8 protein-coding genes are annotated in these 13,265 nt (G+C 43.6%); 5 read left to right on the forward strand and 3 right to left on the reverse strand.

The genetic code is table 11. The features are described 5' to 3' along the window. Positions 1 to 152: 152 nt before the first annotated feature. On the forward strand, positions 153 to 449 hold the full coding sequence (locus tag QLG00_RS12060; RefSeq protein ID WP_004936009.1) for a cold shock domain-containing protein: 297 nt from the start codon (positions 153 to 155) through the stop codon (positions 447 to 449). 39 nt (positions 450 to 488) lie between these two features. On the opposite strand, the gene metH is transcribed toward QLG00_RS12060, so the two are convergent. Further along, complete coding sequence (gene metH, locus QLG00_RS12065) at positions 489 to 4,175, reverse strand: methionine synthase (protein WP_282471083.1); 3,687 nt, start codon at positions 4,173 to 4,175, stop codon at positions 489 to 491. A 444-nt stretch (positions 4,176 to 4,619) separates the two neighbouring features. On the opposite strand from metH, the gene QLG00_RS12070 reads away from it, so the two are divergent. Both QLG00_RS12070 and QLG00_RS12075 read left to right on the forward strand, forming a co-directional pair. After that, positions 4,620 to 6,248 carry an inorganic phosphate transporter gene (locus QLG00_RS12070; RefSeq protein WP_004936016.1) on the forward strand — a complete coding sequence of 543 codons (1,629 nt, stop codon included), beginning with the start codon at positions 4,620 to 4,622 and terminating at the stop codon, positions 6,246 to 6,248. A 122-nt stretch (positions 6,249 to 6,370) separates the two neighbouring features. After that, positions 6,371 to 7,696 carry a D-serine ammonia-lyase gene (locus QLG00_RS12075; protein WP_282471084.1) on the forward strand — a complete coding sequence of 442 codons (1,326 nt, stop codon included), beginning with the start codon at positions 6,371 to 6,373 and terminating at the stop codon, positions 7,694 to 7,696. A 31-nt stretch (positions 7,697 to 7,727) separates the two neighbouring features. Here QLG00_RS12075 and QLG00_RS12080 read toward each other — a convergent pair whose 3' ends face one another. Both QLG00_RS12080 and QLG00_RS12085 read right to left on the reverse strand, forming a co-directional pair. Continuing rightward, positions 7,728 to 9,266, reverse strand: coding sequence for a hypothetical protein (locus QLG00_RS12080; protein ID WP_282471085.1), 1,539 nt, complete (start codon positions 9,264 to 9,266; stop codon positions 7,728 to 7,730). Positions 9,267 to 9,497: 231 nt separating this feature from the next. Beyond that, entirely contained in the window at positions 9,498 to 10,115 is a 618-nt protein-coding gene (locus tag QLG00_RS12085; protein ID WP_119025511.1) for a rhomboid family intramembrane serine protease, read from the reverse strand. Positions 10,116 to 10,270: 155 nt separating this feature from the next. On the opposite strand from QLG00_RS12085, the gene nfuA reads away from it, so the two are divergent. Both nfuA and QLG00_RS12095 read left to right on the forward strand, forming a co-directional pair. Next, positions 10,271 to 10,909 (forward strand): Fe-S biogenesis protein NfuA, encoded by a 639-nt coding sequence (gene nfuA, locus QLG00_RS12090; RefSeq protein ID WP_004936028.1) that lies wholly within the window; start codon positions 10,271 to 10,273, stop codon positions 10,907 to 10,909. A gap of 166 nt (positions 10,910 to 11,075) precedes the next feature. After that, positions 11,076 to 13,265: a TonB-dependent siderophore receptor gene (locus tag QLG00_RS12095; protein WP_282471086.1), complete on the forward strand. Its 2,190-nt coding sequence runs from the start codon at positions 11,076 to 11,078 to the stop codon at positions 13,263 to 13,265.

Consider the following 13,265-nt stretch of genomic DNA (forward strand, 5'->3'; position numbering starts at 1 on the left):
GCATTTGTCATCAGGCGCAGCATTCAGGCTGCGCTTCTTTTTAATCCATATAGAGCAATCAGTATATCTGCACAGAACGCTCGTGCTTGATTGTCGCGCTGATTCAAGTTTGAGGTATAATGGAGGATTGAGTAACGCTACGGGCATAATTTATGAAATCTGAAGTTTATCAGGGCAAAATCAAGCAATACGACGCCACTAAAGGCTATGGTTTTATTGGCGGCCTAGAGCAAGATGTCTTTTTTCATATTTCAGACTTTCCACTTGAAGACGGTGAGCCTAAGCGCAATGAACGTGTGAAATTTATGGTGGTTGAAAATAACGGTAAGTTTAAAGCGGTTAAAATTCAGCGTGTGGTCGATCAGTCTGCAAAAGCTAAAAAATCACGTGCAGTGGAAAATAACACGACGATTACGTCGGCTTTACTCTCAAATTTTAAAAATAAATGATTTAAAAAAAATCCCTCTTCAACGAGGGATTTTTTTACTTTAGTTGATCGAATCATCTAGATTTGGTGCTAACCAACGTTTTGCTTCATCCAGTGTCCAGTCTTTACGTTTGGCGTAGTCTTCAAGCTGATCTTGAGAAATCTTACCGACATTAAAGTATTCAGATTGCGGCAAGCTATAATAAAAGCCGCTGACACTTGAAGGTGGCCACATGGCAAAACTGCTGGTCAAATAGGTTCCAATCTTATCTGTTGAACCTAACCAGTCAAACAACACTGCTTTTTCTGAATGCTCTGGGCATGCAGGGTAACCGGGTGCAGGTCGAATTCCGACATACTTTTCCTTAATTAAGGCATCGTTGTCGAGATTTTCATCTGGCTGATAGCCCCAATATTCTTTACGAATCCGTTCGTGCAAATGTTCGGCAAAGGCTTCGGCAAAACGATCTCCCAATGACTGAACCAGAATTGCAGAATAGTCATCTCCTTTGGCTTTATATTCATTTGCGAGTTCTTCTGCACCAAAAATCGAGACGGTAAATCCACCTAGGTAATCGGTATGTTGCTCGGCTGGGCTAATAAAATCTGCAAGTGACAAGTTTGGTTTACCTGTCACTTTATCGGACTGCTGACGCAAATGCTCAAAGCGATGTGTGGCGTTACCTTGCATATCGTAAACAGAAACCGTGTCATCTCCCGTTCGTTTGGCAGGGTATAACGAAAATACAGCTCGGGCATCAAAGCGCTTATTTTCAATAATATCTTGAAGCATCGCCTGAGCTTGATTATATAAATCAGTCGCGGCTTCTCCCACCACATCATCAGTTAGAATTTTTGGAAATTTTCCGGTCAAGCTCCACGAGATAAAAAACGGAGTCCAATCGAAATATGGCACCAGTTTTTCAAGCGGATACTGGCTAATGACCTTTTCGCCAAGCAGATTTGGTTTAGGTGGTACGTAGGCATTCCAGTCAATGTTAAAGCCATTTTTTATTGCTTCTAAATAGCTAAGCTTGGCGGCTTTTGGCTGCTTGTTGGCGAGACGCTCACGAATTTTGGCGTATTCGGCACGTTGTTCTTCAATAAATGCACCGCGCATTTCTTTAGAAAGCAGGGTGGTGGCGACACCCACAGCACGTGAGGCGTCTGCGACATAAATCACGGCGTCATTTTGATACTGTGGTTCAATTTTGACTGCGGTATGCGCTTTTGAAGTGGTTGCTCCACCAATGAGAAGGGGAATGCTAAAGCCTTTACGCTGCATTTCTTTGGCTACAAACACCATCTCATCCAGGCTCGGCGTAATCAGTCCAGATAGGCCAATAATGTCACACTTTTCATCGATCGCAGTTTGCAAAATTTTCTCGGCGGGCACCATCACGCCCAAATCGACAATATCGTAACCATTACAACCCAACACCACGCCCACAATATTCTTGCCAATATCATGAACATCACCTTTTACCGTGGCCATGAGTACTTTGCCTTTGGTTTGTCCCTCTGCTTTTTCCGCTTCGATGTACGGATTTAGCCATGCCACCGCCTGCTTCATTACACGGGCCGATTTAACCACCTGCGGCAAAAACATTTTTCCAGAACCAAACAGATCACCCACCACGTTCATACCATCCATCAGCGGGCCTTCAATGACATCCAGCGGGCGTTTAGATTTCAGGCGTGCTTCTTCGGTATCTTGATCAATAAAGGTGGTAATGCCTTTGACCAAGGCATATTCCAGACGTTTTTCGACTGGTTGATTTCGCCATTCAAGGTTTTCGGCTTCTTTGACCTTGCCGCCTTGGCTACGAAATTTCTCAGCCACTTCAAGCAATTTTTCGGTAGCATTTTGGCCAGATTCGCCCTGATTTTGATTCAGGATCACATCTTCAACAGCATCTTTTAATTCTTTTGGAATATCGTCATAAATGGCCATTTGGCCCGCATTGACAATCCCCATGGTCATGCCTTGCTTGATAGCATGATATAAAAATACCGAGTGAATGGCTTCACGGACGGGTTCATTGCCACGAAAAGAGAAGGAGACGTTAGATACGCCGCCAGAAATCATGGCATGAGGTAAATTCTGTTTGATCCAGCCAGTTGCTTCAATAAAGTCAACCGCATAATTATTGTGTTCTTCAATACCGGTTGCGACCGCAAACACGTTTGGATCAAAAATGATATCTTCAGCTGGATAGCCGACTTCATTCACCAAAATATCATAGGAGCGTTTACAGATTTCGCGCTTACGTTCAGCGGTATCGGCCTGACCGACTTCGTCAAACGCCATCACAATGACAGCCGCGCCATATTGACGGCACAGACGCGCTTTTTCGACAAACTCATCATAGCCTTCTTTAAGCGAAATGGAGTTGACGACAGGCTTACCCTGAACACATTTTAAGCCCGCTTCAATAATTTCCCACTTCGATGAGTCAATCATGATGGGCACACGAGAGATTTCAGGCTCAGAGGCCACCAGATTCAAAAAATGCACCATGGCATTTTGAGAGTCGAGCATACCTTCGTCCATATTGATGTCGATGATTTGAGCGCCTGCTTCAACTTGTTGCTGTGCAACTTCCAATGCCTCGGCAAATTGTTCTTCACGGATTAAACGCAAAAACTTTTTCGAACCCGTGACATTGGTACGTTCACCGACATTCACAAACAAGGAATCGTCATAGATATTAAATGGCTCTAAACCACTTAAACGACAAGCAGGAACTGTTTCAGGCACTGAACGTGGCTGAATATCTTTTACCGCGTTGTAGATTGCACGGATGTGATCTGGCGTTGTACCACAGCAACCACCGGTAATATTAATCAAACCGCTTTCGGCAAACTCTTTTAAGAAAGCCGCTGTTTGTTCTGGCGTTTCATCGTATTCACCAAATGCATTCGGCAATCCGGCATTTGGGTGCGCTGAAACAAAAGTATCGGCGACATCGGAAATGGTTTTAACATGCGGACGCATGGCATCTGCACCGAGTGCACAGTTAAAGCCAATCGAAAGTAAATCGCCGTGGCGTACAGAGTTCCAAAATGCCTCAGCCGTCTGACCAGTGAGAGTACGCCCTGATGCATCGGTAATGGTGCCTGAGATCATAAGGGGCAGTTCACGACCAATCTGCTTAAAGACTTCCTTAACCGCAAAAATTGCCGCTTTACAGTTTAAGGTATCGAAAACGGTCTCGATGAGAATGATATCCGAGCCACCTTCAATCAAGGCATGTGTGGCTTCAATATAGTTGTTTTTAAGTTCATCGAAGGTGACGTTACGAAATGCAGGATTGTTGACATCGGGAGAAATGGAACAGGTACGTGATGTCGGGCCCAATACCCCTGCAACAAAGCGCGGTTTATCTGGGGTACTGTATTTCTCACACGCGGCTTTTGCCAAACGTGCTGCTTCGCGGTTAATCTCGGGAACCAATTCCTCCATATGGTAATCCGACATCGACACGCGAGTACCATTAAAGCTATTGGTTTCGATAATATCGGCACCCGCTTCAAGATACGCTTCATGAATACCTTGTATAATTTGAGGCTGAGTTAACACCAGTAGATCGTTATTGCCCTTGAGGTCATGTGCCCAGTCTGCAAAACGCTCACCACGATAATCTGCTTCTTCAAGCTTATGGCGCTGAATCATGGTACCCATCGCACCATCAATAATGAGAATGCGCTTGGCAAGCAGCTCTTTGAGGGTGACTAGCGTCGACATGGAGAACCCCTAACGATTTAAAAATGCGCATTATTGTAACAGAAGCCATGGTATTTGATGTCATTTTCATCAAGAACTGATGCGATCAAAAAAATGCGATGAGTCATTTTTTACTTTAAGCGCTGAAAATTTCATCAAAGTGAAATAATTAACTTTCAAAATGCTTAAACAGGCAGCAGCTTAGCGCTTCATTTAAGTTAAGTGTCATTTTTTTCGGCAATTATGACAAATTAAATTATAAGCCTGTCATAAACTTATTAAAACTATTAAGTTTTTGAAATATAAAAACATAGTTTTATTTTGCGTTAAAAAAATAGCGCAATTTAGGCGAAAAATGGAGTTAATTGAGCAAAAATTGACTTCATTAGGGCGTCGTTTGTCATATAATTGTCATAATTTAATTTAAGAATAAGGGGATTTTATTGATCCCCTTGAACCGTCTGCATGAATTCAAATCTTCCCCCTGTTTCGGATTCAAAGCCTGTGGAACCTTCACATGCGAAATCGACGAATGTACACGTACCGACACCGAAGTTCTTTATGCCGGTGTTTCTTACGGTCATCGTTGCGACTCTGATTTATATTGGATTTCAGGTCAATGCTGATTTAGCGCATGTTCCACCTTTAAATTTGTATTCTATTATTCTCCTTTCAACGGCATTGTTTATTGCCTTGGGATTTGAATTTGTAAATGGTTTCCATGACACAGCCAATGCTGTGGCGACGGTCATTTACACCAACGCCTTACCTGCACCTGTTGCAGTGATGTGGGCGGGCTTTTGTAACTTTCTCGGCGTGATGGTGGCCAGCGGTGCAGTTGCCTACGGTATTATTGCGTTACTTCCTGTTGAACTGATTATGAATGTCAGCAGTGGTGCCGGATTTGCCATGGTGTTTGCGCTCCTAATCGCAGCGATTATCTGGAACTTGGGTACTTGGTTTTTGGGTATCCCAGCATCAAGTTCGCATACCTTGATTGGTTCGATTTTAGGTGTGGGCATCATGAACCACATTTTAAATGCATCGACGGGTACCAGCGGTATCGATATGGATCAGGTGATCAAGGTCGGTAAAGCGTTACTCTTTTCTCCTTTAATCGGTTTTGCATTTGCTGCGATCTTATTTTTGCTGGTGAAAAAAGTATTCCGCCGTCAGCTTGAATTGTTCCAGCCACCAGAAGGCAACAAGCCACCACCACCATTGATTCGTGCAATTTTGATCTTTACCTGTACAGGTGTAAGTTTTGCACACGGATCAAATGATGGTCAGAAAGGTATGGGCTTGATTATGCTGATCCTGATTGGCTTGGTTCCTTTGGCGTACTCGCTCAATAAAAACTTAGATGCACAGTATCTTAAATCGTTTGAGCAACTTTCAGGTGAAACGGCAATTGTCTTGCATGCCAACCAAAATGAAATGCAAGATGAAAAGGCGCGTGTTGTACTGACCAAGTTTATCCAGACCAAAGAGCAAACCCCTGAAGTTTTACCGGCATTGGCCAGCATTACAGATCACTTGGGTGAGCGCGTAGGACAGTATGGCGACTTAAAAGATATTCCAGAGCAGGCAGTCAGCGAAATTCGTAATGATATGTACTTGAGCACCACAACGTTTAAACGTTTGGAAAAAGCTGAAGCACTTCCTGCAATGACCCCTCAGCAACAAGATACCTTAAAAGAATATCGTAGCAACCTTGATGGCTTTTTACAGTATATTCCTAACTGGGTGAAGGTTGCGGTTGCCTTGGCACTTGGCTTGGGCACGATGGTAGGCTGGAAGCGTATTGTGGTGACTGTGGGTGAGCGTATTGGTAAAAACCACATGACCTATGGTCAAGGCATGTCTGCTGAACTCGTTGCCATGAGCACCATTGCAGCAGCAGATGGTCTAGGTATGCCAGTTTCGACCACACACGTCTTGAACAGTGCAGTTGCAGGGACCATGGTGGCGAACAAATCTGGTTTGAACTTTGCAACAGTAAAAACCATTATTTCGGCATGGATCTTTACCTTGCCAGCAACAATCTGTTTATCCGGTGGTTTATACTGGGTGTTCTTACAGTTTGTTGGTTAAACTGCTATTCTAAAAAAGGTCACATGGGTGGCCTTTTTTTATGTCGCAATATTTCTATTTTTCGCTCAAACACGTATAAGTTTAAAGCAGATAATCAATAAGCTTTACAGGGTTTTGCCGTCATGATGTCATCTCTTGCATCTGCGTTACAACATGATCAGTTAATCAATGCATTAAAACACTATCAAGAAATCTTTTGGTATCCACCTGAAATCAAGGATTGTGAGCACGGTCTAAATGGGGTTGGTCTTCGCCGTGCCGATATTGAAGATGCCGAACAGCGTCTAACACGCTTCGCACCTTATCTGGCTAAGGTGTTTACTGAGCTCGAAGCTTCACATGGGCGGATTGAATCTGAGATGGTGTCTATCCCTAACATGCAAAAACATGCCTGTGCTACGCTCAATTTACCTACCACAGGGCAATGGTGGTTAAAAAAAGACAGTCACTTACCCATTTCAGGTTCGATTAAAGCACGAGGTGGGATATATGAGGTATTGGCACATGCTGAAAAGTTGGCGCTTGAGGCAGGATTACTTCAGCCAGATGATGACTATACAATCTTTGATTCAGCACCTTTTCGTCAATTTTTTGCGGAGCATCAAATTGCTGTAGGATCTACAGGAAATTTAGGTTTATCGATAGGCATCATGAGTGCCAAACTTGGCTTTCGTGTGAGCGTACATATGTCAGCTGATGCTCGGCAGTGGAAAAAAGACAAATTACGTTCGCTGGGTGTCAATGTGGTGGAATATGCCAGTGACTACGGCGTGGCGGTCGAACAAGGCCGAAAAGCCGCCGAAAACGATCCTTTATGTTTTTTTATAGATGATGAAAATTCGAAAACCCTGTTTCTGGGCTACGCTGTTGCAGGCTTGCGTTTAAAACAGCAACTCAACGATCATCAAATCAAGGTCGATGCGGCGCATCCATTATTTGTTTATTTGCCTTGCGGCGTAGGCGGTGGCCCAGGAGGCGTCAGTTTTGGTTTAAAGCATGCTTTTGGTGAGCATGTGCATTGTATTTTTGCAGAACCGACGCATTCTCCGTGTATGCTTTTGGGTGTTTATACCGGATTACATGACCAGATTTCAGTACAAGATATTGGCCTAGATAATCATACTGCGGCAGATGGACTGGCGGTAGGGCGCGCCTCTGGCTTTGTCGGTCGCGCCATGCAAGATCTGATCGATGCCTATGTGACGGTCTCGGATACACAATTATTCCAGTTTATTCAATTGCTCAATCAAACTGAGAATATTCAGCTTGAGCCTTCAGCGATAGCAGGCTTACTCGGAATTGGGCATGTACTTCAAAATCAGGATTATCAGCGAGTACAACAGTTGAGTGACTCGCAGTTGAAAAATGTCACGCATCTCATTTGGGCCACTGGCGGTGGCATGGTCCCTCCCGATGAAATGGCCAAGTACCTGAGTATGCATAGCTAAGAAAAAGCCTGTCAGTTTGACAGGCTTTTTCTTATTTTTTGAGCCAGTGCAGAGGCAGTTTATCCGAGGCAAAGCCATAAAGCGCCGCAAAGGGTAGCGCAGTACGTGCCAGATATGCAACCCGCCACAAACCCCCATGATTAGCGCCTTCCATCATTAGCTCAAGTGGATGATCAATTGAAGTGTGCGGATTCGCTGCACATTCATCATTGCGTAAATCGTGTACCCAAAGCGCAGCCATAATGGCATTGGTGGTTTCAGGTGCAAAGGCTTCAACATCAAACAATGAAGCACCATTAAACGCAGCTTTGAGGATTGGATTTTTGGTGACAGAGTGTGTGGTGGTTGAGGGTGCAATATTGATGCTCACGCGTTGACCATTTTGGTGAGCCAAAATAGCACGCCACTGTTGAATACGTTTTGCCAGCGCATAATTTGGGCCTTGCTCGAGCACTAGACAGTCTGCCACACCGTAGTGTTTATCATTATCTGAGCGAATCAGTGCTTGTTCACTCGATTGAAAAAAGTGTTTCAAGGTCAGATTCTTAATACCTGCCGTCAAGACTTTTTGTAAGTTTGAGCGTTGCTCTGCTTTTTGATGTGCTGCTTCGACCACTTCTTTAGGAACAGCATAGATGTCGGTTGGCGTACACATAAACATAAGTGAGCTATCTGGTTTGTGTTCACTCACTAGGCTCATGATCGTGTCCATGGCCATAGACACCCGCACATGTTTTTCGCCGTCTAGATAGGCAATCGCAGCCAAATCGAGTGAAGATTTAAATTGATTTAACCACGTGACCACTTCGGGTAACTGGGTAAGTAGATTTGCGCCAAGTTTATGTTTTAAATCAGCAGAGGATACGCCAGCATCCAGATTTTCTACACAAGGTGCTATCAGCTTGGCATTGCCTTTACGCACGGTATCCAGAATTTTTTCCCATACTTTTGGATTGGGCAGATCGACGGCCACGATATTGGCTCGCCATTTTGACAACCAAGTGAGCGGGCCAGCTTCTGAGGCTGCGCCAAACAGCACCATGGTACGGTCAGATAAATCAAACCATTCAGGGTGGCTGCTGGCCAGTCTTAACGCTTTTGCATGGCTTGGTTCAATAATGCCGCGCGTTTCCCAGTCTTTAATCTGAGTAAGTAAAGCTTGTCCCGTCAGCTTTTTACCGCCATAAGGTACGTACCATTCAGGATCATCCTGACTTTCACCTTTGATGGTCACGCTATGAAGTGGAGACACGTTTGCCACATTCATGACATCTTTGAGCAGGTATTTAATGCCATCGCGGTAAAATACAAAGCTGTGGTGCGCTTTGTGTAAACCTTGCTGGGCAATGTTCACGCTCTGATGTCGGGTACGAATGCCATGCTCGACCAACGCTCGAAAATACACCGGATACTGCTTGCGCCATTGTTTTTCGTTGAGCGCCTGCTGAGAGAGCTTGTTATCGACAATCGATAATGCTTCTGAAATGATCGCTTTGCCTGTATGAGATGTACTCGGCTTTTGCGTGGTTTCGAGCAGGGGAAATTGTAATCCGTCTAGTGAATTGGACATGCAGAAAGTCTCACGATGTATTTTTAATCAATAGCATTTTGCCATTATCTACCGTATATACCTGCAAAGAGTGGCAATAACTACCAAATTTGAAATGAATCGTTAAATTTAATTTTGATCATGTGAAGTCAGTTGGACTTTATGCGTGCTTTGTAAAACGCTTGGCTTTATTACGTTATCGCCTCATAGTGAGGCGATAATGCGTTAAACCCATTCATCAGTACATTGCGTTTAAAAAGGCAGTTGGGTGAGTTTGTTTAAAAAGTGCTGAATCAGACGTGGTTCTAATATAATCGTCATGACCACACCATAGGCTGCTCCCCAAAGATGTGCACTGTGATTAATGTTGGTATTGCCACGTTTGCCAGACCAAATGCTATATGCGACATACAATATGGCAAAGATAATCGCTGGAACCGGGATGAAAAAAACAAAAATCAGTTTCCACGGTTCAAACAAAATATAGGCAAACAATACCGCTGAGACAGCCCCTGATGCACCTAAACTGGCCCAATGCGTATCGTTTTTATGTTTGAGATAGCTGGGTAAAATAGCAACAATTAATCCGCCCAAATAAAACAACACAAAGCCTAAATCAAAGAAATACTGTCTATAGAAGCTTTCGATAATGCTGCCAAAAAAGAACAGCGTAATCATATTAAAAAGCAGATGCGTGCCATCGGCATGCACAAAACCATGGGTGATGAAACGATCAATCTGACCGCGTTGCATAGCGGGTGGCCAAAAAATCAGACGATTCATGACATTTTGGTTGGAAAAAGCCAACAGTGAAACGATCACGGTAATGATGATCAGGGTAATCGTATGATTAAACGGTAAATGCAGCATAAGATGAGAAAAAAGTTTTATTTGATGTCCATCATGCCATTTTTTGAGCATGAATAAATACCAAAAGTAAAACAAATCCGACAAATTTGGTTGATTTTTTTTAAATCCCCCGCATCTTCAGTTAAGATAAGCACTTCAGCTTGAGGATGATTGATATGTCGACTGAGAACACCAACACTGCCGTTGCAGATGAAATTCCAAATCTTTTAATTACACCGACTGCACAAGAGTATTTAAAGGATTTATTGGAAAAGCAAAATACTCCGGGTATTGGCGTTCGTATCTTTGTTGAAAACCCGGGTACGCCACGTGCAGAATGCTGTATGGCCTATAGTGCACCGGATGAAGTGGTTGCCACCGATTACAAACAAGAATATCCAGATTTTCCAGCATATGTAGACGGACCATCTATTCCGTACCTGCTTGATGCTGTGATTGATTACAACAAAGATCGTTTTGGTGGCCAGTTAACATTCCGTGCGCCAAATTCTAAAGTGCCACGTGTTGGACCAGATGCATCGATTGAAGAACGTATTACCTATGTACTCCAGTCTGAGATCAATCCGGGCTTAGCAGGTCATGGTGGTAACTGTGCACTCGTCGAAGTACAAGACGATGCAGAGCACGGCTTAACAGCTGTACTTAAATTTGGTGGTGGCTGCCAAGGTTGTTCTGCAATTGATGTAACTTTGAAACAAGGTGTCGAGACGACTTTACGCCAGCATATTCCTGAGCTTCAGCGCGTTGTGGATCAAACCGACCACACCCAAGCAGAAGGCGCTTACTTCAAATAACTTTTGATAAATTCGCTGTAATGAAAACCCCTGAGTTTCGGCTCAGGGGTTTTTTAGTTTTTAATATTGAGAATTATTATCAATATTGTTTGTAATTTGATTTCTTTTTGCTAGAATTGTCACGCAATTTAAGCTTGATTTAATATTTGTAACAAAGGGGATGTCAATGTGTAAGCCGTTATTTCGTACAGTTTTATCCGCAGCCATACTCAGTAGTATGTTCTCAGTGGCTTATGCAGAAGATACGCAGCAAGATGATCAATCTAACCCAGATGCAACCAAACTTGAGAAAATCGTTTTAACGGCAGAAGAGCAGATCAAGCAATCATTGGGTGTGTCTGTGATTACCGCAGACGATTTGGAACGTATGCCGGTGGTCAATGATGTATCTGAATATATTCGTAAAATGCCCGGGGTAAACCTGACTGGAAATAGTTCAACGGGTCAGCGTGGCAATAACCGTCAGATCGATATTCGAGGAATGGGGCCTGAAAATACCTTGATATTAATTGATGGTAAACCAGTCACTTCACGTAATTCAGTGCGTTATGGATGGCGTGGCGAGCGCGATACACGCGGTGATTCAAACTGGGTACCTGCCGATGCAATTGAATCGATTGAAGTAATTCGAGGGCCAGCTGCAGCACGCTATGGCAATGGCGCGATGGGAGGCGTGGTCAATATTAAAACCAAAAAAATTACCAATGAAACGCATGGTTCTGTCGAACTGTTCAGCAATCAGCCTGAAAACAGTAAAGAAGGTGCAACCAATCGTGTGAGTGTTAATTTAAGCGGTCCGATTATCCAAGATGTGCTGTCTTACCGTATTTACGGGAACTTCAATAAAACGGATAATGATGCAGCGGATATTAATCCACTTACCCCAAGTGGTACGCGAGCTGCTGGTCGTGAAGGGGTAGAAAATAAAGATCTGAGCGCTCGATTTGCATGGCAGGCAACCGATCGTCAAACGCTGTTATTGGATTTGGCTTCGAGTCGTCAGGGCAATTTATTTGCAGGTGATTCACAAAATAGTAATGTGGATCCGATCTCAAATGAAATTCTCTCGCAACTGATTGGTAAAGAAACCAATACCATGTGGAAAGACAGCTATGCCATGACCCATGAAGGCAAGTGGGACTGGGGCGATAGCCGTATTATTGCGCAGTTTGATCGAACCAAAAATAAGCGCTTTGTGGAAGGGACTGCGGGTGCATCAGAGGGTCGAATCAACAGTTTGGATAATCGTACCACGTCGACATTAGATACACTGCGCTTAAATGGTGAGGTGAATATTCCACTCGACTTCTATGTGCCTCAAAATTTAACTGTGGGTACAGAATGGGTTGAAGATCGATTTAAAGACCCAGGAAATACCACTCAAGGAACGGGTGAGTATGCGAATTCATTGACTACTGGTGATCGCAGTAAAATGAATTCACGTATTGCATCGGCATACGTGGAAGATAACCTTAAAATGACCGACAGTACCGACTTTGTTTTGGGCTTGCGCTTTGATGATCACAATAAATCTGGCTCAAACTGGAGCCCAAGCTTAAATATCACACAGCGTTTAGGTGATTACTTCACGCTCAAAGGCGGTATTGCACGTGCCTATAAAGCACCAAACTTGTATCAAAATGCAGAAGGTTACTTGCTTGCAACTAAGGGGAATGGTTGTCCGATTGGGCTAACGCAATGTGTCCTTCAAGGTAATGACGATTTAAAACCTGAAACATCCGTCAATAAAGAGATTGGCATTCAATTTCAAAAAGATAACGTCAATGCCAGCTTGGCTTGGTTCCGTAATGACTATAAAGATAAAATTTCTTCAGGAACCGAAGTGTCACAGCAGGTTGTCATTGGAGCTACCACGTACAATGTTTTGCAGTGGACCAATATTCCTAAAGCATTGGTTCAAGGGCTTGAAGGCAGTGTGACGCTAGATTGGGGAGATATCAGCTGGACCAACAACTTTACCTATATGATGGATTCGGTGAACAAAGAAACTGGCAATCCGCTGTCGGTGATTCCAAATTACACCATCAACTCGATTTTTAATTATAAGATCACCGATAAAGCCGATGTTAACTTTGTCTATACGCAATATGGTCGTCAGAAACCCCGTCAATATGTCGAAACCAATATTGATAATACAGCCGGTTTAGTGACCGAAAGTATCAAAAGTTATGGCATCGCCGGAATTAACATGGGCTATAAATTTACTGATCAGTTCAGTGGCCGTGTGGGGGTCAGTAATGTGTTTGATGAAGAAAAACTTCGCGATCTTTCAGTGAGTCAAAGTTATAACGAGCCAGGACGAGCGTACTACGCCAGCTTGAAATATCAATTTTAA

This window comes from Acinetobacter sp. V89_7 (assembly GCF_029967895.1).
GTDB lineage: Bacteria > Pseudomonadota > Gammaproteobacteria > Pseudomonadales > Moraxellaceae > Acinetobacter > Acinetobacter soli.

What these genes read in the sequence shown, in the direction of transcription:
- QLG00_RS12085 (WP_119025511.1), bottom strand. Translation starts at nt 10,115, where the DNA reads ATGCTGCATTTACCGTTTAATCATACGATTACCCTGATCATCATTACC.
- QLG00_RS12075 (WP_282471084.1), top strand. Translation starts at nt 6,371, where the DNA reads ATGATGTCATCTCTTGCATCTGCGTTACAACATGATCAGTTAATCAAT.
- nfuA (WP_004936028.1), top strand. Translation starts at nt 10,271, where the DNA reads ATGTCGACTGAGAACACCAACACTGCCGTTGCAGATGAAATTCCAAAT.
- QLG00_RS12080 (WP_282471085.1), bottom strand. Translation starts at nt 9,266, where the DNA reads ATGTCCAATTCACTAGACGGATTACAATTTCCCCTGCTCGAAACCACG.
- QLG00_RS12095 (WP_282471086.1), top strand. Translation starts at nt 11,076, where the DNA reads ATGTGTAAGCCGTTATTTCGTACAGTTTTATCCGCAGCCATACTCAGT.
- metH (WP_282471083.1), bottom strand. Translation starts at nt 4,175, where the DNA reads ATGTCGACGCTAGTCACCCTCAAAGAGCTGCTTGCCAAGCGCATTCTC.
- QLG00_RS12060 (WP_004936009.1), top strand. Translation starts at nt 153, where the DNA reads ATGAAATCTGAAGTTTATCAGGGCAAAATCAAGCAATACGACGCCACT.
- QLG00_RS12070 (WP_004936016.1), top strand. Translation starts at nt 4,620, where the DNA reads ATGAATTCAAATCTTCCCCCTGTTTCGGATTCAAAGCCTGTGGAACCT.